The sequence below is a fragment of the Embleya sp. NPDC127516 genome (assembly GCF_044765325.1).
Classification (GTDB): Bacteria; Actinomycetota; Actinomycetes; order Streptomycetales; family Streptomycetaceae; genus Embleya.
Genome location: NZ_JBIWJT010000016.1, coordinates 74,186 through 92,903 on the forward strand (window position 1 = coordinate 74,186; position 18,718 = coordinate 92,903).

Annotated in this window: 25 protein-coding genes; all 25 read right to left on the minus strand. The window is 72.0% G+C overall.

The features are described 5' to 3' along the window. Positions 1–22: 22 nt before the first annotated feature. Positions 23–355 (minus strand): hypothetical protein, encoded by a 333-nt coding sequence (locus ACIRL2_RS29050; RefSeq protein WP_402235815.1) that lies wholly within the window; start codon positions 353–355, stop codon positions 23–25. Continuing rightward, positions 352–606, minus strand: a complete 255-nt coding sequence (locus tag ACIRL2_RS29055) for a hypothetical protein (protein WP_402235818.1) — start codon at positions 604–606, stop codon at positions 352–354. Before ACIRL2_RS29055 ends, ACIRL2_RS29050 begins: the two co-directional genes overlap by 4 nt. Beyond that, positions 603–1,439: an N-acetylmuramoyl-L-alanine amidase gene (locus tag ACIRL2_RS29060; protein ID WP_402235821.1), complete on the minus strand. Its 837-nt coding sequence runs from the start codon at positions 1,437–1,439 to the stop codon at positions 603–605. Before ACIRL2_RS29060 ends, ACIRL2_RS29055 begins: the two co-directional genes overlap by 4 nt. A 79-nt stretch (positions 1,440–1,518) precedes the next feature. Then, positions 1,519–1,980 (minus strand): hypothetical protein, encoded by a 462-nt coding sequence (locus tag ACIRL2_RS29065; RefSeq protein ID WP_402235824.1) that lies wholly within the window; start codon positions 1,978–1,980, stop codon positions 1,519–1,521. Between the two features lie 19 nt (positions 1,981–1,999). After that, positions 2,000–4,711, minus strand: coding sequence for a hypothetical protein (locus ACIRL2_RS29070; RefSeq protein WP_402235827.1), 2,712 nt, complete (start codon positions 4,709–4,711; stop codon positions 2,000–2,002). A gap of 15 nt (positions 4,712–4,726) precedes the next feature. Further along, positions 4,727–6,643: a phage tail tape measure protein gene (locus tag ACIRL2_RS29075; protein ID WP_402235830.1), complete on the minus strand. Its 1,917-nt coding sequence runs from the start codon at positions 6,641–6,643 to the stop codon at positions 4,727–4,729. Positions 6,644–6,649: 6 nt separating this feature from the next. After that, positions 6,650–6,799, minus strand: a complete 150-nt coding sequence (locus ACIRL2_RS29080; RefSeq protein WP_402235832.1) for a hypothetical protein — start codon at positions 6,797–6,799, stop codon at positions 6,650–6,652. Continuing rightward, positions 6,796–7,206 (minus strand): hypothetical protein, encoded by a 411-nt coding sequence (locus ACIRL2_RS29085; RefSeq protein WP_402235835.1) that lies wholly within the window; start codon positions 7,204–7,206, stop codon positions 6,796–6,798. The genes ACIRL2_RS29080 and ACIRL2_RS29085 overlap by 4 nt, the downstream gene beginning before the upstream one ends. Before the next feature lie 12 nt (positions 7,207–7,218). Beyond that, positions 7,219–7,731 (minus strand): hypothetical protein, encoded by a 513-nt coding sequence (locus ACIRL2_RS29090; RefSeq protein WP_402235838.1) that lies wholly within the window; start codon positions 7,729–7,731, stop codon positions 7,219–7,221. After that, the gene (locus ACIRL2_RS29095) at positions 7,731–8,141 is read right to left on the minus strand and encodes a hypothetical protein (protein ID WP_402235840.1); all 411 of its coding nucleotides are present in this window, start codon (positions 8,139–8,141) and stop codon (positions 7,731–7,733) included. Before ACIRL2_RS29095 ends, ACIRL2_RS29090 begins: the two co-directional genes overlap by 1 nt. Before the next feature lie 6 nt (positions 8,142–8,147). Then, a complete protein-coding gene (locus ACIRL2_RS29100; protein WP_402235843.1) occupies positions 8,148–8,885 on the minus strand; it encodes a phage tail tube protein in 738 nt (245 codons plus the stop codon). A gap of 4 nt (positions 8,886–8,889) precedes the next feature. After that, positions 8,890–9,336 carry a hypothetical protein gene (locus tag ACIRL2_RS29105; protein WP_402235845.1) on the minus strand — a complete coding sequence of 149 codons (447 nt, stop codon included), beginning with the start codon at positions 9,334–9,336 and terminating at the stop codon, positions 8,890–8,892. Positions 9,337–9,350: 14 nt separating this feature from the next. After that, positions 9,351–9,947 (minus strand): head-tail connector protein, encoded by a 597-nt coding sequence (locus ACIRL2_RS29110; protein ID WP_402235848.1) that lies wholly within the window; start codon positions 9,945–9,947, stop codon positions 9,351–9,353. Beyond that, positions 9,944–10,711 carry a hypothetical protein gene (locus tag ACIRL2_RS29115; protein WP_402235851.1) on the minus strand — a complete coding sequence of 256 codons (768 nt, stop codon included), beginning with the start codon at positions 10,709–10,711 and terminating at the stop codon, positions 9,944–9,946. The genes ACIRL2_RS29110 and ACIRL2_RS29115 overlap by 4 nt, the downstream gene beginning before the upstream one ends. Next, a complete protein-coding gene (locus ACIRL2_RS29120; protein WP_402235854.1) occupies positions 10,704–10,940 on the minus strand; it encodes a hypothetical protein in 237 nt (78 codons plus the stop codon). The genes ACIRL2_RS29115 and ACIRL2_RS29120 overlap by 8 nt, the downstream gene beginning before the upstream one ends. Before the next feature lie 91 nt (positions 10,941–11,031). After that, complete coding sequence (locus tag ACIRL2_RS29125) at positions 11,032–12,477, minus strand: phage major capsid protein (protein ID WP_402235856.1); 1,446 nt, start codon at positions 12,475–12,477, stop codon at positions 11,032–11,034. Then, positions 12,474–13,316, minus strand: a complete 843-nt coding sequence (locus ACIRL2_RS29130; protein WP_402235857.1) for an HK97 family phage prohead protease — start codon at positions 13,314–13,316, stop codon at positions 12,474–12,476. Before ACIRL2_RS29130 ends, ACIRL2_RS29125 begins: the two co-directional genes overlap by 4 nt. A gap of 3 nt (positions 13,317–13,319) precedes the next feature. After that, entirely contained in the window at positions 13,320–14,537 is a 1,218-nt protein-coding gene (locus tag ACIRL2_RS29135; RefSeq protein WP_402236097.1) for a phage portal protein, read from the minus strand. Positions 14,538–14,539: 2 nt separating this feature from the next. After that, complete coding sequence (locus ACIRL2_RS29140) at positions 14,540–14,770, minus strand: hypothetical protein (RefSeq protein ID WP_402235858.1); 231 nt, start codon at positions 14,768–14,770, stop codon at positions 14,540–14,542. A 14-nt stretch (positions 14,771–14,784) separates the two neighbouring features. Next, on the minus strand, positions 14,785–16,311 hold the full coding sequence (locus ACIRL2_RS29145) for a terminase large subunit domain-containing protein (protein WP_402235861.1): 1,527 nt from the start codon (positions 16,309–16,311) through the stop codon (positions 14,785–14,787). Further along, positions 16,280–16,525 (minus strand): hypothetical protein, encoded by a 246-nt coding sequence (locus tag ACIRL2_RS29150; protein WP_402235863.1) that lies wholly within the window; start codon positions 16,523–16,525, stop codon positions 16,280–16,282. The genes ACIRL2_RS29145 and ACIRL2_RS29150 overlap by 32 nt, the downstream gene beginning before the upstream one ends. Before the next feature lie 265 nt (positions 16,526–16,790). Continuing rightward, positions 16,791–17,084: an HNH endonuclease gene (locus ACIRL2_RS29155; RefSeq protein ID WP_402235865.1), complete on the minus strand. Its 294-nt coding sequence runs from the start codon at positions 17,082–17,084 to the stop codon at positions 16,791–16,793. 3 nt (positions 17,085–17,087) lie between these two features. Continuing rightward, complete coding sequence (locus ACIRL2_RS29160; protein WP_402235868.1) at positions 17,088–17,348, minus strand: hypothetical protein; 261 nt, start codon at positions 17,346–17,348, stop codon at positions 17,088–17,090. Positions 17,349–17,490: 142 nt separating this feature from the next. Then, a complete protein-coding gene (locus tag ACIRL2_RS29165) occupies positions 17,491–18,231 on the minus strand; it encodes a DNA-methyltransferase (protein WP_402235871.1) in 741 nt (246 codons plus the stop codon). Positions 18,232–18,395: 164 nt separating this feature from the next. Then, the gene (locus ACIRL2_RS29170) at positions 18,396–18,593 is read right to left on the minus strand and encodes a hypothetical protein (protein WP_402235873.1); all 198 of its coding nucleotides are present in this window, start codon (positions 18,591–18,593) and stop codon (positions 18,396–18,398) included. Positions 18,594–18,718: the final 125 nt, after the last annotated feature.

The window sequence follows — 18,718 nt, forward strand, 5'->3', positions numbered from 1 at the left end:
ATGTGGGGGCGGGCCGGTCGCGTTACTGCGATTCGGTCTGGTCCGGGGTGACTGCCTGCTCGACCCGGTCGACCGCGTCCCGCAGGCTGGTTCCCGAGTTCGGACGAAGCTCGTGCTCGATCCGTCCGCAACGCTCCTCGGTCGCGGCCTGGCGCGCCTCGATCCGCGCGAGCCGCGGCATCACGCCCTGGCGCTCGGGCACACCCGGCCGGGCCGGCATCCCGTCCCAGTCCTGCCGAAACTCCTCCTGACGCTGGGCGATTCGGCGGATCGGCAGGACTACGTATCGCCACGCGAACCCGGTGATGCCGGTCGCCGCGGTCGCGCTCGTCGCGACCACCTGTAGCCAATTCATTCGCGGCCCCGATCGAGTGCGGACCGGATGTCGGCGCGCGGGTCGGTCGCCCGCAGCCACGACGGCAGCAGGCGATCGACGACCGGCGTCGCCATGACACGGGTCAGTCCGCCGGCCACGGCCAGGACCACGCCGACCCCGGCGGTGGTCTGCGGGATGCCGGACGCGGTGATGATGACGGGCAGGCCCGCGGCGAGGCTGAGCGTGCCCTGGACCAGGGTGCGGATCGTCCGGCGGGTGCTGTCCTTCATGCGATCACCTTGAATCCGTGAGCCGCGCCGAGGCGCGAGAGGCTGGTCTGGCCGGGGATGCCGTCGGCGTCGGTGCCGCGGTAGCCGAGGCGCCGCTGCCACGCGGCGTAGGCGGTGACGGTGGCGGTGCCGTAGTGCCCGTCGACCAGGCCGCGCGCCAGCAGGCCCTCGTCGGCCAGGGCGACCTCGACCAAGCGCGCGGGCCCGTAGGTGACCGGCGTTCCGCTGGCCGGCGGGTTGCTGCGCGCGGCCGAGATCAGCCGGGACAGCGACACCTCGGGCAGCGAGCTCGGCGGCGGCGTCGAGCCGCCCGCTCCGGCCACGATGCCCGGGAACACCTCGTCGTGGAACTGACGCACGCGCGCGTCACCAGGGCACGCGGTGCCGCTCACGGACCACTTGGCGAACAACCGGTGATACCCGTACCCGGGGTCGTCCCACGAGCGGCAGATCCGTAGCGGCAGGTCGTGCCGCGCGTGCATCCACACGCCCAGCGCGATCAGCGCGTTGATCTGGGCGTCGGTCCAGGGGTCGGTGTGCTTGAGGTTGCTCGCGGTCTCGACGCTGACCGCGCCGGTGCCGTCGGGTCGGCGGTTCGCCGACGCGTTGGCGTCCGCGCGGGTCTCGGTGCCGATGTACTGCCACAGGCCGCCGTCGTAGTCGCAGCCGAAGTGCGATTCGAGGTTGGTCGAGTCGCGCCAGTACTCGTACATGCGCTGCCCCGACCAGGGCGCGGCGATCGAGTGGAACAGCAACTGTGTCGGCCTGATGGCGGGTTGGCTGTCGGATTCGGGCTGCAGCTCGCGTTTGCGGGCTCCGGGGTACCAGGTCACGGGTGTGTCCTCCCTGGGCATGCGAAACGCCCCGGCCGGCGGCGGCGCGGGGCGTGGTCGGGTGGTCGGTGATGGTGGGTCAGGTGGCGGCTTCGTAGACGGCGAGGATGGTGACGTTGTCGCCGATGCCCCAGGTGAAGGGCCTGTTCGCTCCCCAGGGGGCGCCGGCGCCGTCGGAGAACACCGAGACGTCGGTGGCGCCGCCGGAGACGTAGGCGACGCCGAGGTTGATGGCGACGCCCGCGTTGGTGGCCATGCCGATGCCCAGGCCGGCCTGCCCGGTGGCGACCGCCGCGGCGGCGACCGGCAGGGTGAAGGTCCAGAAGCCGGATCCGGCGTTCGCGCCGGTGCCGAATGTGAGGGCGACGCGGGCGGTGATGCTGCGGCCGATGCGGGTCCAGGACCCGGCGATGACGCCGCCGGTGCCCAGGACGCCGCCGCCGCCGGTCGCCGCCCACGTCGGCGTGTACGAAGTCCACAGCCCGGCCTGGTCGTTCAAGCGCGCGGCGGTGATGCGCATGCCGGGCAGCCACTGCGTCACAACCGGCTCCTCTCCACAGCTACAGGGCGACGATCGCCGGGCGGGCCAGGCGCACGTCGGCGTCGGCGAGTTGGGCCTTGACGACCCCGTTGACGGACCGGGTGACGGTGAACGTCTGCGGCGAGCTGGTGCCGCTGATCGCGGTGACGGTCATGACCTCGCCGCCGACGCGGATGTCGACCGGCATCTCGGCGCCGCTGGTGGTCCACAACGGGCCCGCGGTCACGGCGACCGACAGCGTGCCGGCGGTGGCCGTGACGCCGGCGGCGAGTTTGGATCCGTCGGTGTCGACGCGGTCGGTCTCGACCGTGCCGACGTACCAGGGCCCGGCCGGTGACGCGTTCAGGACCAGGTCCCAGTCGTGGACGCCGAGGGTCTCGGTGTAGCCCTGGACCAGGAGGTCGATCGGGTCGGGCGGCAGCCACGCGGGTGGGTGGGTGATGGTGAGGCGGTCGCCGACGTCCAGGGTGGTCGCTGCGGTGATCAGGTGCGGCGCGGCCGCGAGGTCGACGTGGACGGTGGGGTAGCGGGCCTCGGACCAGGTGCCCAGGTGCAGGCGCCACCCGGCGATCGGCTCGGGCTGGGTGTCGTCGGTGAGGTTGAGGGTGACGGACTCGTCGTACCGTCCGATCCCGGCCGGCGGGGCGAGCACGGACAGGGGCGATGTCTGGTCGACCAGCCGCGCCGACGAGCCGCCCTCGCGGCTGACGGTGATGTCGTTGCGCACGGCCTGGTCGTCGTCGACCGGTTCCAGCGGCGGCGCGACCTCGCCGGGTGTGGCGTAGTCCAGGGCCAGCGCGGCGGCCTGGTTGTAGAGGGACGTGCGTGGCCGGTAGGTGAGGGCGGTGCGGTCGCGGGCCTCGGTGAGGATCCCGCCGTCCGCGTCCGCACTGTCGCCGAGCAGCGCGAGCAGCGTCGCCGGCCGTTGCGGGCCCAACGGCATCTGCTCGGCGAGGACGCCGGCGGCGAACGCCGGGACACCCTCCTCGTCGCACAGGCGCCGGATCCGCACGCCCGCGGCCTCGTTGTTGAATCCGTGGTCGGCGAACTCGTATGCGTCGATGGCGGGTGAGGCGAACACGGCCAGGTGTCCCACGTGGGTGCCGGCGAGGTCGGCGCCCAGTGTGGTGTCGATGGCGGTCACCTGGCCGGTCGTGCCGGTGTAGGTGTTCTCGTATTGGCCGGCGGATCCGCCGATGGTGTCCCACCGCAGCGTCCACCGGACCAGCGTCCCCTCCTGTACGGCGCGGAACTGCTGCCGGCACCAGACGTCGGTGACGTCCGCGAACCCGATGGCCTGGTCGACGACGATGCCGCCGATGAGGTTGTAGCCGGTGATGATGGCGGTGGCGCCCTGCACCGCCACGACCCACCGCACGATCGTGCCGGTGGTGCGCCATTCGCTCAGCGGCGTCTCGGCCGCGGCGGACGCGGCGAGGCGGAAGACGAATTGCACGGACCACTGCCCCGTCGGGGCAGCCGGGGCGGGGACGGTCCCGCCGAGCTTGGCCCCGGCCGCCAACGCGGGCAACGCCCGGGAACCGGCCAGGCCGTCGCCGTCGGCGAACGTCAGGCCCGACACCTCGAGCGGCGCGATGCCCGCGAGCGGCGAATACGCCTGCGTGGCGTCGCGGTCGTCCTCCATCGGCCAGTACGCCAACGGTGCCCGCGAGGGGATCCGCCGCCGCAACGTCGAATCCAGCGGCGACGCTCCTTGCCCGAGGCGGCGCAGGATGCCGGCGGCCTCGACCGGCACCCACACGTCCCGCCCGGACACGTCCCACCGCGAAGGCCACGCGGAGACCTCGCCGACGAACCTTGTGCGGCGGTTGGTGATCGTGGCCGCGCCGCCGAGCGTCCAGGTGCGGCCGGCGGAGTCGGCGAACGTCGTGGTGCCCGGGGCCTGGGCGGTGAAGTCCGGGTTCGCGACCACCGTGCCGGCGATGCCGTTGCGCACTTGGGCGGCGTGGACCCGCCCGACCAGGGGCGTGAAAACCAAGTCGGCGACGTCGGCGATCTGAAGCGGCGCGGTGCTCGCGTACACGCTGGTGGTGCCGGCAGTGACGATGGGATCGCCCAGGGCGGTCCAGGGCCCGGCGATGGTGGGCGCGGTGTAGAACACCACCGTGTTCCCGCCGGCGCCGTTGTTCACGTCCAGGGTCACGCGCACGGCCAGGCGCCCGGACGGCGGGATGTCCAGCGGAGCGGTGGCCCCGGCCTGAAGGACGCTCGTGCCGTCCGTGCTCCACCCGAAAAACAGGGTGCCGCCGCCGAAGGTGATCAACCTCCACGATCGCTGGTTGCCGGTGGGCAAGTATTTGCCGATGAGCTCGACCGTGTCCGGGGTGCGCCAGTCGGGCAGGGTGGCGTCGATGCGCACGTCGAGGTCGCCGGTGATGTCCAGGGCGGCGTGGTCGGGGGTGGTCGCGCGGTCGCCCGCGCCGCCGGGCGCGTCGAGGTAGGACGGCCCGGCCAGGACCGAGACGCGCACCGGCGTGTTGCGGCCGATCTGCCCGTAGTAGGGGCTCGTCGGGTTGCGCGGCGAGTACTTCCCGGACCTGTTGTTCAGGGTCAGGCTGCATCGGCCGGCGTCGACGCGGGCGCCCTCGTCGGCGCGGCCGCGGGTGATGGTGATGCGGTCGCGCAGGTACACGTCGGAGGTGATGTCGGTCCAGGCCGTGCCGATGCGCACGGCCACCTCGACCGGCAGCGGACTCTGGGGAAACGCCACGGTGTTCCTCCGATCTCAGGTGCCGAACGCGGTCTGGACCTGGCCGCGGCCGTCGACGCGGACCATGCGGCGGATCAGGCGTTTCATGTCCTCGTCGGCGCCGGTGACGTCGAGGACCAGGCGCACGGTCTGGCCGCCGCCCCCGCCCGCGCGCGAGAGCGGCGTCACCCGCGCGCCGGCCGGCAGGTCGAGGATCTCGGGCCCGCCGTCGCCGACGACGACCCGGCCGCCGCGGACGATGTCACCACCACGCGCCAGGAACGGGATATCGGGGGTGCCCAGGGTGAACGAGGGGACGCTGACACCCATGAAGCTGCCGCCGCCGACGGTGAACGACAGGCGATTCCAGCCGCCGATCACGCCGTTCACGGCCGATCGGAAGCCGCCGCCGATGCCGTTCCACATGCCGGCGGTGGCGCTGGTCACCCGGCCCGGCAAGCCGGTGAGCCAGGACATCATTCCGTCCCAGGTACCGCGGATGCCCTCGCCCATGCGGGTCGCGCCGCCGGCGATCCCGTCCCAGACGGCAACGACGCCCGGCCACAGAGTGCCGGTGAACCAACCGGCGACCGACTGGATCGTCGACCAGGTCGCCGACCAGGCGGCGGTCACGATCGCCCGGAAGGTCTCGGAGTTCTGCCACAGGAGCACGAGCGCGGCGACCAGGGCGATGATCCCGATGATCACCCAGGTGATCGGCGATGCGGCCATGGCTGCGTTCCACAACCACTGCACGCCGGTCGCGGCCGCGGTTGCGCCGGTCCACACGACCTGCGCCGCCGCCCACGCCATCATGCCCGCCTTGACGACCAGGACGGCGGCGGCGATACCGGCCAGCGTGATCAACGCGGGTCGCATGTACTGCTGGTGGGTCTGTGCGAACTGCACGACGACGCCGCCGATTTCGCCGAGCTTTGCCATGAAGGTCCGCTTGAAGGCCTCAAGCTTCCGCGAGGGGTCCTTTGCCAGCGTGTCGGTCATCCGGGTGGCAGCCCCGGCCGTGTCGTCCATGCCCGTCGCGGCGGCCGCCGAGGCGGGATTCAGGGCGAACAAGGCATCCGCCATCACGGTGCCCGGGTCGCCGAACAACGCCGTCGCGGCGTTGAGCTTGACGCTCTCGTCCTTGGTGCCGCGTAGCGCGTCGAGGGTGATCTGGAGTGCCGACGCGGCGGTCGGGCCGCCCTTGGCGATCTTGGCGGCCATGTCGTCCGCGTCCAGGCCGATGCTCTTGAACGCGTCCTTTGCGGCCTGCCCGCCGGCTAGGGCGAGCTCGCCGAACTGTCCGATGGCGTCGGCGACCTGGTCGATGTCGCGGGCGCCGCCCTTGACGCCCTGGGCGAGCAGGGCCATGGCGGTGGTGCCGTCCAAGCCCAATCGCCTGAACTGGGTGCTGTATTCGTTGATCGTGGCCGGCAGGTCGGCCTGCATGCTCTTGGGCAGGCTCTGTGCGGCCGAGGTGATCAGGTCGAACGCCTCGACGCCGTTCTTGGCGAGGCCGGTCTTGATGAGCTGGCCGGCGGCCGTTGTCGCCTCACCCACGTCGAACTCGAAGACCTCGGCGAGCGCCGTCGCTTGCTTGGTCATCCGGATCAGTTCGGTGTCGCTGGTCGTGCCCAGGGCGCCGACGGAGGTGATGACCGCGCTCAGGGCGCCGTTGACGTCCTGGATGCTCTCGCCGAATCCCGACTTGAACGCCGCCCCCGACAGCTTCGCGACGCGGGCGGCCTGGTCGCCGGTGAGGTCGAGTTGCGCGGCCATCACGCTGTTGGCGCGGCTCATGTCCAAGTTGGTGGCCACACCCGACGCGAGAGCACCGGCGATACCTGCGCTGATCGCGCCGGCGGTGGCGGTGAACTTGTCCTTCATCGCGTCCAGTTGGCCGCTGGCGCGGTCCTTGGCGATCAGGTTGAACACCAGCGAGGTGTCCGACATGCCGGCTCACCTCCTCCCGGCCGACTCGGCCTTTTCGATCTCGTCGCGGTAGGAGTCCAACCAGGCCAGCACCTCGTCGGCCTCGTCGACGGTGAGCAGGGCCCACTCCCACGGCCGGATGCCGAGCAGGTGTGCGGCGTTGCCGAGCTGCCTCAATCGGCGATCGGCCGCCGTGCTTTTCCCTCGTCGGCCGGGTCGTCCCATGCCGTCTCGATCTCGGCGTCCAACGCGGTCAGCCGGGCGGCGAGCTCGTCGCCGTGCAGGGCCTCGGCGGTCTCCGCGCGCAGCTCGATCAGCTCGGCCTTGGAGAACTCCAACTTCAGTTCGTCCCAGGCGAAATCGACGTCGGCGAACCGCAGCTTGGGGTGCTCGCGCCGCATGAAAGTGAACAAGAGCGCGCGCCGACACAAGGCGTGCCCCTGGATGACGTCCATGGTGAATTGGGTGAACGGCCGGTCGGTCCTGCGCTCGAGGTCCTCGCGCTCGATCGACATGAGCTTGCGCGGGTCGTAGCGCCAGCGGGTCGGCTCGTCGGCGCCGTCGGGGGTGTAGACCAGGTACACGGGCGTCGCTCCTTACGTGGGTGGGATGCGGTTGGCGATGCGGCGGGCCATGGATTCCATGGCGTCGCGGATCGCGTCGGCGTACAGGTGGCCGCGGCGGCTCATGGCGTCGTCGAACCAGTTGAGCGACCCGCGCTGTTCGTGCCAGACGTCGCTCTTGTAGATCTGCGTGCGCCACGTCTCCTGCTGGGTCCTTTTCGCGGCGTTCGCGAAGCCCCTGACGTTCGGCGTCTTGCGGGCCTTGACCCGCGCGCCCGACCAGCGGCCGCCCAGCTTGACCTCGGACCGGATCCTGCGGGCGATCGAGGTGCGCAGGCCCGGGGACGCGGTGCCCATGCCCGCGGACGCCATGCCCATGATCCCGGTGCGGGCGTCGCCGATCGCCGGCTTCAGGGCGTCGCGCAAACCCTGGGCGAGTTCCTTGCGCAGTTCCTTGCCGTCGGCCTCGGCGCGGATCGCCCGCACGAGGGCGTCGAGACCTTCGTGGGACACGCTGAGGTCGACCGGCGGATCGGGGCGGGCCATCAGGCGGTCGCCCTGGTCACCACGCCGGACGTCGGATACGAGACCTTGACGGACGCGTCGTCGCCCACGCCGCCCTCGATCGGGGACCACTTGTTGATCAGCACGCTGCCGGTGTACTTCGGGTTGGACGTGCCGACGGCGGCCTGGTCCGCGCGGACTTCGAAGGACACGACCTGGCCGAGGAGCGGCCACATGATCGAGTCGAGCTTGGTCGCGGCGAAGTCCTGCTTGAACTCCAGCGCGATCTCGCCGGACTTGAGGCCGCCGAGCACTTCCTTCCAGCCGAGTGACCCGTAGGTCGTGACGTCCTTGTCCTCGACCTCGATCGCGACCTCCGCCTTGGTGGCGTAGGTGGACAAGTCGCTGGCGTTGATCGACACGTAGGCGGCGAGCAGAACCATCTTGGGCATGGGGGATCACCTGATTCCGAGAGCGGCGGCGAACATGAACGAGGGGGTGGTGCCGGTGACGGTCCAGGCGAGCCGGTACCAGGTGTCGGCGATCGCGGTGCCGTCGGTGCGCAGGGTCTGACCGCCGGGCGCGGTCGCCGCGGCGAACGTGCCGCGGGTGGTGGGACTCGCGAACCCGTTCGCGTCGTCGGACTCGACCCGCGCTGTGATGGTCGGGGCGGCGGTGCCCGCGACCGAGAGCACGTGCAGCGCGGCATACAGCCGGCGGCCGGTGGTGACGGCGCCGAGCTGCATGGCGGTGCCGACGCCGGTCACCGTGCGCGCGGTGCCGGGCGGGTGCGCGACGCTCCCGCGCACCAGCGGCCAGCTGGATTTGGCCGTGCCTTTCCAGGGGGCGATCTCGCCGACCTGGTCGCCCAGGCTGTAGTCCGCGCGCAAGGCCTGCGTGAAATAGGCGAGGTCGCCGACGGCGGCGCCGACCGGGCCCACCGTCCAGGGTCCGATGCCGCCGAGCTGCGACCAGGAGGCGTCGTCGACCATGCTCGGGTCGCCCGCCTCCCAGTAGCCCTCGGCCGAGATCTCTGCCGACGACAGGCCGCCGAGCAGTTCCTTCCATCCGCCGCTGCCGTAGGTGGTGGCGTCCTTGTCCTCGACCTCTGCCGAGATCTCGACCTTGGTCGAGGCCCCGGTGAGGTCGGCGCCGGCGGCGAACGCGCGCACGTTGAGCAGGATCATCTTGCCCATGGCTTCAACTCCCGTCCCCGATCACGCGGATCGTGAGCTCGGCGCCGACGTATTGGGTGCCGGCGTGTTCGTACCAGCGGTAGCCGGCGACGCGGACCACGTGCAGGTCGTCCGCGAGGCCGCCCAGGGCCGCCTCGCCGGGCGCGCCGCGGGCCGCCTCGATCGCCTGTTTCAGCGATGCGGGTCCGCCACCGGAGAGCATGGCGTCGAGGTGGGCCTGGGCGGTGCGGTCGTCGGCGCGGCCGACCAGGACCCGGGCGGTGAACTCGACCTCGTCCTGGCCGCGCCCGAAGGCCTTGTCGTAGGTGATGTTGTATTCGCCGACGAAGAAGTGCGGTTCGATCACCGCGTCGGGTGTGAAGCCGCTGCAGGTGAGGTGGCCGGCGATTTTGGGCAGGACGACCGCGCGGGCGGCGGTGGCGATGGCCGCGCGTACGGCGGAGATCTGCACGGCGGTTCCTTCCTCTATGCGAACGCCGGCAGGACCAGGCGCTGCAGCTGCATGCCGACGTCGGGGTCGACGCGGGTCAGGCGCATCCCGCCCCACTCGGCGGACCCGGTGATGCCCTCGGGGCTGTTTCTGCGGTTCCACAGCCGTGAGGCCTGCAGCACGGTGGCCATCTCGACGGCGGTGGGGATGGCGGGCCATCCCCACCGGGCGGTGATCCGTGCGCGGGTGCCGGGCGCGGCGTGCCATCCGCCGGGCCGGGCGAGTGAGGTGTACGGCCATGTCTGGTCGTCGTCGTGGTCGCGGATGGGTTCGACCTCGGTGGTGATGTCGCGCCAGGCGCCGGGGCGGCCGAGCTCGACGACGAGGCCGGTGGTGGTGCCGATGTCGGGGATCAGCAGCCGCGGGCCGTCCTGGTCGACGACGACCCGGCGGGCGATCCGCAGGGTGCGTGGTGCGGGGATGTCGTCGAGGTGGAATCGGCGGCCGCAGTGCGAGTCCACGCCGCGTGAGGCGGCGTCCAGACGCTGCTGCAGCTGTTCGTCGCGGTCGTCGTCGAGGATGCCCATGGATTCCTTGAAGAACGCCAGGGTCACGTACGCCGGTTCGCTCATGGGCCGGGCCTGGGGGCGGCGGGCGGCGGGGCGCCGATCCACACCTGTTTGTGGTGGGTGGCCAGGATCCCGGTGTGGACGTGGACGGGGGCGCTCGCGTCCGCCACGCGCCTGCAGAACGAGAGGTCCTCGGACACCCACCGGCCGTCCTGGTAGCGGATGGGGTCGTACCAGCTGTCGCCGTGGCGGCGGCGGATCGCCTCGGCGACGTAGCGGTGGATGAGGATGCACGCCGAGCCGGTGCCGGCGACCGGAACGAGCGTGTCGGGTGGGACGTCGGCGACGGGCGCGAACCCGGTCCGGCCCTGGGGGTCGGTCGCGACCTGGTACATCGTGGGCACGGCGGTGATGTGGCGGCCGCCGTACCCGTCCGGGCCGATCTCGCGGGCGGAGTAGGCCAGTGCGCCGACGACGGGCCGGGTGGCGGGGTCGGCGGCGGCCAGGAGGCGGTCGACGGTGTCGGGACGAAAGCCCATGTCGGTGTCGATCCACCACAGCCATTCGTGGTCGGTCTCGTCGAGCCACTGCCGCATCACGGAGTTGCGGGCCTGGACGAGGCCGCCGGTGGGGCAGGACACCATGATCGGTCCGCCGCTGCGGACGATGCGGCCGTCGTGGTCGAGGTCGTGCAGGAGCAGCGCCGTGACCGACTCGTGCCAGCAGTGGGACACGATGTGCGGGTGCAGGTAGGCGACTTGGACCAGGCCGTCGCCGGTGGACTCCTCCGGCGCCCCCATCGGGACGGCGGGTTCGGGCTCACGCATTCGGGGCGGCCGTCTTCCTGGGCGGGCGGGCGGGGCTGCGTTGGCCCGGTTCGCGGGTCGCCCGCTCGATCCGCGGGGGCATCGGCAGTTGCGCGGGTGCGTCGCCGTCGCCGAACAGGTCGGGCCGCTCGATCACCAGCGGGTGATCGTCGTCGACGGTCATGCCCTCGCGCAGCGTCGTGCTGCCGCCGGACCAGCGCACGACGCAGGTCATCAGTGCGTGCTTCACCGTGGGCTCCTCTCGCCCTGGAATGGGGGCGGCGGCACGCGTGGGGCGCGCCGCCGCCCGGGGGAATGCGTGCCCGAGGGCACGCCGCCGGTCAGGCGCCGTCGTTGTTGACCAGGAGCCGGAACCCGGTCGGGTTGATGACGCCGGCGCCGACGCGGGCCCAGGCGAACCAGCCGCGCTGGCCGGTCGGCCGGTTGTTCGTGACGTCGAACAGCATCGGCACGAACTCGACCGACATGCCCGCGCGTTGGGCGACCAGGTAGTTCCGGAAGTCGCCGACCAGCAGGAGCGGCTGGGTGCCGGTTCCGGCGATGAGCGAGCTCATGTAGTCGTTCATCGGGTACTCGCGGCCGAACAGGCGCGGGATCGCGGACTCGGTGATGTTGACGGAGAAGTTCGGGTCCGTGGTGCCGAGTTGCCGGACCACGTTCTGCACGTCGGTCGAGCTCATGAACGCGGTGGTTTCCGAGCGGCGGTGCCGCTGGGGCAGCGCGGCCCACAGGTCGTAGATGTCGGCGGCGCCGATCGCCCCGGACGTGGTCACCTCCAGCTCGACGTTGGTGTTCGCGTCGAGCGCGGCCACCAGGCCGGTCGGCTCGTTGGACCCGGCGGTGCCGTTGGTCAGCTTGCTCGCCAGGAGTTCGTCGTACCCGTCGGCGAGGAGCTGTGCCATCTGTTCGGCGAACCCGGGCCAGTCCATGCCGACCTCGATCGAGAACGGCACGAACCCGTCCGCGCGGCGGGTGGGCACCTCCGGCTGGGCGATCGTGGGCGAGTTGTCGGCGGCGGTGGCGCCCTCGGCCTTGAACGACCAGGTGACGCCCGCGCTGGACAGGCCGCGCCAGGTGTCGTTGGTGATCGTCTCGACCCTGGCCAAACGAAGGATGTCGTTCGAGGAGCCCTGCGCGGTGAGGATCACGGTGGGGTCGATCAGGACCGGCACCGCGAACCCGCCGGCGGCGTCCACGCCGACCGACATCGCGCGTTTGATCAGCTGTACCCGCTCGATCGCGCGGGCCTCGTCCTGGGTGAACGCCGGGGACTGCGAGGCGGCCGACCGCTGGAACGCGCTGCGGTAGGCCGGGTTCTCCGTCGCGAGCAGCAACTGACCGACGAGTTCGCCGTTCGTGTCGCCGGTGTGCGTGCGCAGGATCGACTGCACCTGCGACTTCTGGTCGGCGCGCAGGTGCCGGCCGCCCTGCGGGTCGTCGAGGACGGCCATCGCCCGCGAGTACACCGCGTCGCCGCGCAGGGTCCGCGGGTCGTCCTCGAACGGGTCGGTGTCGGGCGTGAACTGTGTGCTGTTCCAGCGTTCGCGGGACGCGTTCAGGCGGGCACGGCGCTCCAGGGTGGAGTGCTCGTCCTCGCGCCAGGCACGCTCGGTCTCCAGGGTGTCCCAGTCCTCGCGCGCGGCCGCGCTCAGCGGCTGGTCGCCCGCCTCGCGGTGCATGCGCGCGAGCTCTTCGTTGATCTGTTCGATGCGGCGCCTCGCCGCGTCGGCGTTCGCGCTCGCCAGGTATTCGGTCGGCATGGTCATCGGTTCCTTACGCCGTAGCGGTTCAGGCGGCGGAGTCGTTCCGCCGCGGTGAGCTCGCCGACGTGGCGGGCCGACGCGGGCGCGTCGGGTGCCGAGGTGGCGGGTTCGCCCTGTTCGGGGGCCGCGGGCACCTGCCGGGTGGGCGAGGTGGTGCGGAGCCCGTGCAGGGCGCGGAATGCGTCGTACGCGCGCTGTTGCTCGCGGACGGAGTGTTCGTCGCCGTGTTCGGCGAGGTCGGCCATGAGCCAGTCGGCGCCGGAGCGCAGCCCGGCCGTGGCGTCGGGGTTCGCCGGCCACGTCACCGGCCCGGCCTCCATCAGCCGAACCTCGGTGATGGTGCGCTCGGGCAGGCGTTGCGGGTTGTGGTCGGACGCCTCGGGCTCGTTGTTCCACTCCTCGGCGAGGACCTCGAACATGAACGAGCTGCCGTAGGCGCCGGCTTCCAGGCCGGGGACCAGGTCGCGGTTGTAGGAGGTGTCCAGCAGCGGGACCTCCATGTAGGGGGACGTCTCGCGTTCCTCGATCAGGGCCGGCACACCCAACGCCTTGGACCCGATCGCGCTGTCGCGGCCGTGGTTGAACAGCACCTTGACCGCCGACCCGTTGTTGGCGATCGTCCGTTTGAACGCGCCCGGCGCCGTCGACTCCAGGAACCGCCCCTCCCACCAGCTGTCGATCTCGTACCAGGTGCCGAACCGGGAGAACTCGACGGTCATCACCGGCATGCCCGCCTCGTCGTCCGCGCGGGCGGCGCGTGCGGCATGCGGGGCGGGCGGTGCGGCGAGTGCGGGGGCGGCGGTGGTGCCGCGGATCAGATACAGCCCGCGGATCGCGGCCATGGGTCACTCCTCCTGGGTGGGGTCGACGTCCGTCGGTGGTGGATCGTCGGACTCGTCGGGTGCGGGGCCGGTCGCGGCGGCGGGCACGTACGGGGCGTCGCCCCACGGCACGGGCGGCCGGTCCTCGATCGCCCGGACCTCGTTGATCGTCTGCCAGGCCGCGGTCAGCGACGAGCCGTACGCGGCGTACCGCTGGGCGGTGTTCGTCTCCAGGAGCGCGTCCCGGTTCAGCCGCACGTACTGCGGCCGCGGCAGGAACTCGAACAGCAGCCGTTCCAGGCGGCGGATCCACTTCCCGACGGCGTACTTGAGCAGGTGCAGGTCGCGGTCGACGATGTTCGCGTACGTCATCGACCCGGAGCCGTAGCCCAGGACCTCGGCGATGCCGGGGCCGAAGATCCGCGCGCACTCGGCCGCGCTGTATCCCTGCGTCTGCAGGAACTGTGACTCCTCGGCCGAGACCTGCAGGGGCCTGTAGTCCCAGCCCTTGCCCATCACCAGCGGTTCCCGGCGGCCGCGGACCGCGGCCAGGAACCGCTCCTTCGCGGTGGCGGCCTGGTCCGCGTCCAGCGCCGTCTCGGTGTTGATCAGCAACGCCGAGGGGTGCGCGCCGTCCTGGAACCACTGCAGACCGAACCGGCCGGCGGTCACCTGCTGGCCGATGGTGGTCATGTGCAGCTGCACCGGCGACAGGCCCAGCAGGCACCCGGGCATGGGGTTCACCCGCCGGTGCAGCATCTGCGCATCGGGCACCGGGGCGCCGTCGGCCGTCCACGCCACCGAGCCGTCGACACGGGTCGGGCGCACCCGATCGGGGTGGAACAGGTCGACCTGGCGCAGGAACCCGCCCGCCCCCCGGTCCAGGACCGCCCCGTAGGTGTTGCCGCGCAGCAGCCACGACATCACCACGCGATACGACCAGTCGGCCAGGCCGTGCCCGGACCCGTCGGGATCCAGCAGGTACGAGGGCATCGGCAACTGCCGTCGCTCCGCACCCGCGCCCCGGTAGAGGTCGACGGGAAGCTCCGAAACCAGGCTGGCGACCAGGTCGCACGCGGACCACACCGCCACGGCCTGCAGCGGGCCTTCGGCACTGGAGAGGTCCACGTCGGTGTAGGAGTTGTTCAGGCCGCGGAACGTCGCCAGGATCTCGTCGACGGTCGAGCGGACGGGCCGAGGTCCCGCGCGCGCCCGGTCGCGGTCGGGGCGGCGGGTCCACATGCTCACGCGTCCTCCCGGCGGTGGTCGAGCGCCAGGCAGAACCCGCCGGCGACGGCGGCGCCGAGGGCGGGCCACAGCATCCACCCCGCCCACGTCATCAGCACGGCGCCGGCCAGGCCGGGCCCGTAGCGGACCACGGCACGGATCGCGTGCCCGGCCGCGCCGGCGACCGCGACATGCGCGCGGGCGGCACGGGACGGCGGCGGGACACGCGCGCTGCGGGGTGCGGCCACGTCGAATCCTCCGATCAGTAGATGTTGGCGAGCGGGTCGTACGGCCGGGCGACCTGCGGGCCCAGGGTCAACAGGGCCCACCGCGCGAGGGTGACCGCCACCAGCGGGGACACGTCGACGGCCGACCCGCGGCGGTGCCACGCCCACGAGTCGCCCACCGGCCTGGTGCGCGCGCCGTTGACCGCGCCGGTGAGCGGCGCCTGGTCGAGGTGGACGAGGGTGCCCTGGCGCATCGCGTCCGCGATCTGGCCGCACGCCTCGACCACGTCGTTCGGGCGCACGATCACCAGGTCGCCCCGCAGCGGCTCGTCCTGGCCGGTCGCCCGCAGGCCCGCGGCGACCAGGTCGTCGATCAGCGCGGCCGCGGGCGATCCGCCGGCCACCGCCACCGCGACCGGGGACCACAGCGCGGACAACCGCACCAGCGCCGGTACGAGCCAGTCCGTGCCCGGCCGTTGGTCGACGATCTCCACGTGCATGCGCCCGTCCGGTCGCACCGACGCGACCGCGATCGACGCGATGTCCCGGGCACCGGCGACGTCGATCGCGAACGCCAGGTCGGCCCCGGTCTGCGAATCGGCGTCGACGAGGGCGGACCATCCGTCCCGGGGAACGTTCGGGTCGGCGGTGGGCTCCCTGAGCCTGGTTCGGTTCAGGTACGCCCGGTCGAACTCGGCCGGCTTCAGCTTCACCAGCTCGGCCCGAACCGTCGCCTCGGTCACGGTGTGTCCCAGCGCCGGCATGCACATGCGCCAGGTCGCCGGGTCGTCCCGACGCAGGGTCGAGGGCGCGTACCACTCGAAGTAGGCAGACGCCGGATGCACGCCCGACTCCCACAGCTCCTCGATGAGCGCACGGCCCGCGGCGCGCTTGCCGTTGAGCCACACGCTCCGGTCGGTGCCGCCGGCGGACGCCCACCAGAGCTGGGCCATCGCCTTGGTCAGCATCGCCGGGGACATCGCCTGCTCGACCCGATCGTCCTCGTGGGCGAACGCCTCGTCGATCAGGCCGAGATCGAGGGACGGACCGTGGCCGGCGCGTTCGGTGTTGCTCGTAATGCCGAGCTTGGACCTGGTCGACGTCCACAGGATCGCCTCGTTCCCGTTCGTCATCCGGGTGCGGTAGCGGCGCCGCAGCGGGGACGTGTCGAGCGTGGCGACGAACTCGTCCTCGAACCGTGTCCGGGCCATCCCTCGGGTCTGCGCGGCGTAGACCACCTGCTGGCGCTTCCACGCCATCACCCGGTGGACCATGACCGCGAGCAGCTGCTGGGTCTTGCCCTGCTGTCGCGGGACCGACAGGCCCACCTCGCGGTGCACGAACACCCCGGCCGCATCCACCTCCAGGGCCACGTCGAGGACGTACCGCTGCCACGGCATCGGCGGGTACCCGAGCGTCGTCATCACCTTGGCGACCTTCGGCCCCAGGGTCGCAAGCTCGGGCCGCCGCGGCGTGCCCCAGCGCGGCGGGCACTCCAGCCCGTACAACTCGCGGCACTGGTCGGCGAACTCAGTCGGGTGCTGCCAGGTCTCCGAGGCCATCGTCCTCCTCCTCGACCATCCGACCCGCGACCAGCGCGGCCAGCGTCGCGCGCAACTCCCGGTTGAGCGCGGGCAGCAGACGCCCGTCCTCGCCGCCGCCCTCGTCGATGCCCCGGGCCATGGCGTAGGCCATCTCGACCAGGGACGCCTCGACACCGACCAGGTCGCCCAACGCCTCGACATCCGAGCGCACCGCGTCCTCGACCCGGCCCATGGCCCGCCCCCTCACTGTGTGTGGTGGTCGCGCGGGCCGTCCGGCGGCCTGCGGGCGCAGGCCCGGCCCGCAGCACGGCCCCGCTTGACGCAACACCCGCCGGTTGGGGCCCCCGGGCGGCCGCCGGCCACCCACCGGCCAGAGCCCTCGGGGGCATATGTGCAGGTCAGGGGCCTGCGGGTCGGCCGGTGGCGCGGGCCCCGGGGGGAGAAACCCCAGTTTGGGCGTGGGGCTGGGATGAGCCCCTCCCAAAGAAGGCGTCGGCTCAGGTCGGGCCGGCGTACCAGTCACGCGACGTGACGAGACGCGAGGCCTGAGCCAACGGCCGGGTGCCCTTCTCGTTGTTGCACTTGCGGCCGCAGGTCGGGCAGCCGGCCACCCCATGGATGGGGGCCAGGTTGTCCCGGTCGATCGGGGCGCCGCCGCGGGCGACCGGGGTGAGGTGGTCGGTTGCGTCCGACCCGGGGTGCCCGCACCAGATGCAGGTGTCGTCCTCGGCCAGGATGCTGGCGCGCAGGGTGCGGTAGGCGTGCGAGGTGAGGTCGGAGCGGCCGGCCACCGCTCACGCCCCGCCGGCCGGCGGCGTCCACCCCAGCAGGACCAGCGCGGCGTGTGCCCGCGGGGCAAGGTGGATCTCGACCTGGTCCTGGTCCACCTCGACCTCGTGTACCGCCGGGGTGAGGACCAGGCGCGCCGGCTGCCCGGCCTCGACGACCAGGTCGACGCAGGCGACCGCATCCGAGATGTCGACGCCGTCCACCGCCAGGGCGTGCCCGGTGCCTCGGCTGGTCAGGGTCACGGTGTGCGTGGGCGTGGCGGACATGGTCAACCTCCTGTGCGGCGGCGGCTACTTCTTGCCGCCCGGGTCGGGGCAGTTCATCGCGATAGTCGGCCACTTGTCGGGCGCGGCGTGGTGTCTCGGGAACGGCGAGAGCCCTGGCCGGGCCGGCTCGCGGCGGCACGGGTCACGCGCCGAGATCGAACCGACCTCGGGCAACGTTGGCATAGTGCTCGGTGATCTCGATCCCGGTCCAGGTGCGCCCTTCGGCGAGGGCGGCGACTCCGGTGGTGCCGGATCCGGCGCACGGGTCGAGAACGTGGCCGCCGGGTGGGCATATGCGAACGAGCGCACGCATGACGTCGAGGGGCTTCTGGGTGATGTGTACGCGGGACTTGCCGCGGGGCTGTGAGCCTTCGAGCCACCCGGGAAGGTAGATCGTCTCCGGATGCTTCGTGGGGTCGCCGTTGCTGCCCCACAGCACGTACTCGCACTCCTGGCGGAAGCCGTTCGCGATTGGCCGGGATATCGGCTTGTGCCAGGGGATGATGCCGCGCCAGGTCCAGCCGCCGGCCTGTAGGGCGTCGGAGGTGGCGGCGAGTTGGCGCCAGTCGGAGAACACGAGGCAGCTCGCGCCGATCCGTGCGACGCGCAGGGATTCGGCGAGAAGCATCGACAGCCACGCCGTATAGGAGCGTTGATCGCGGTTGTCGCCCGCGAAGTCGCCCAGGGCGTGGGCGTCGGGTGCATGGCGGCTCTGGGGCGACACGTATTTCGTGAGGGCGCTCTGATTGCGGCGGTCGCTGCTGGTGCGTCCGCCGCTGTTGTACGGGGGGTCGGTGATGACTGCGTCGACCGATGCGGCAGGGAGCGTGGGGAGAACGGTAAGGGCGTCGCCGCGGATGATTCTCCAGGGTGCGGGTGGCATGGGCTTCTCCCGTGGTGTGGTCGTGTGCACGCGTCGAACGGCGTGAGCGAGTCGATACATCCGGGGACGGCGAGAGCCCCGGGCCGGTTCGGCTCGGGGCTCTCGGGTGGTGTGTGGGCGCACTGGTGGCACTGCACGCAGTGTGACACTCGGTCGCGACGTGATCAAGCGTGATCGATTTGCGCGGCGCTCTCCTCGGGTACCAGGGCCTCGACTTCGAGCAGGTCGACCATGGCGCGGCGGCGCGCGTCGTACCCGTGGTGGCTGAGCCGGCCGCGGTGGAGCCACTGCCGGAGCAGCCTGGGGTCGACCTCGCAGTGCAGCGCGGCCGCGGGCAGGTCGACGATGATCACCCGGTCCATGTGGCCGATGCTACGTCCCGATCGCGGTGCTTGCTCGGAGGTTCGCGTGACCCGCTCCCCTGGGGTCGTCGCGTGGTCTGCGGGGTGGTCTACACCGCCCCGACCTGCGGTGTAGGCGTAGGTCG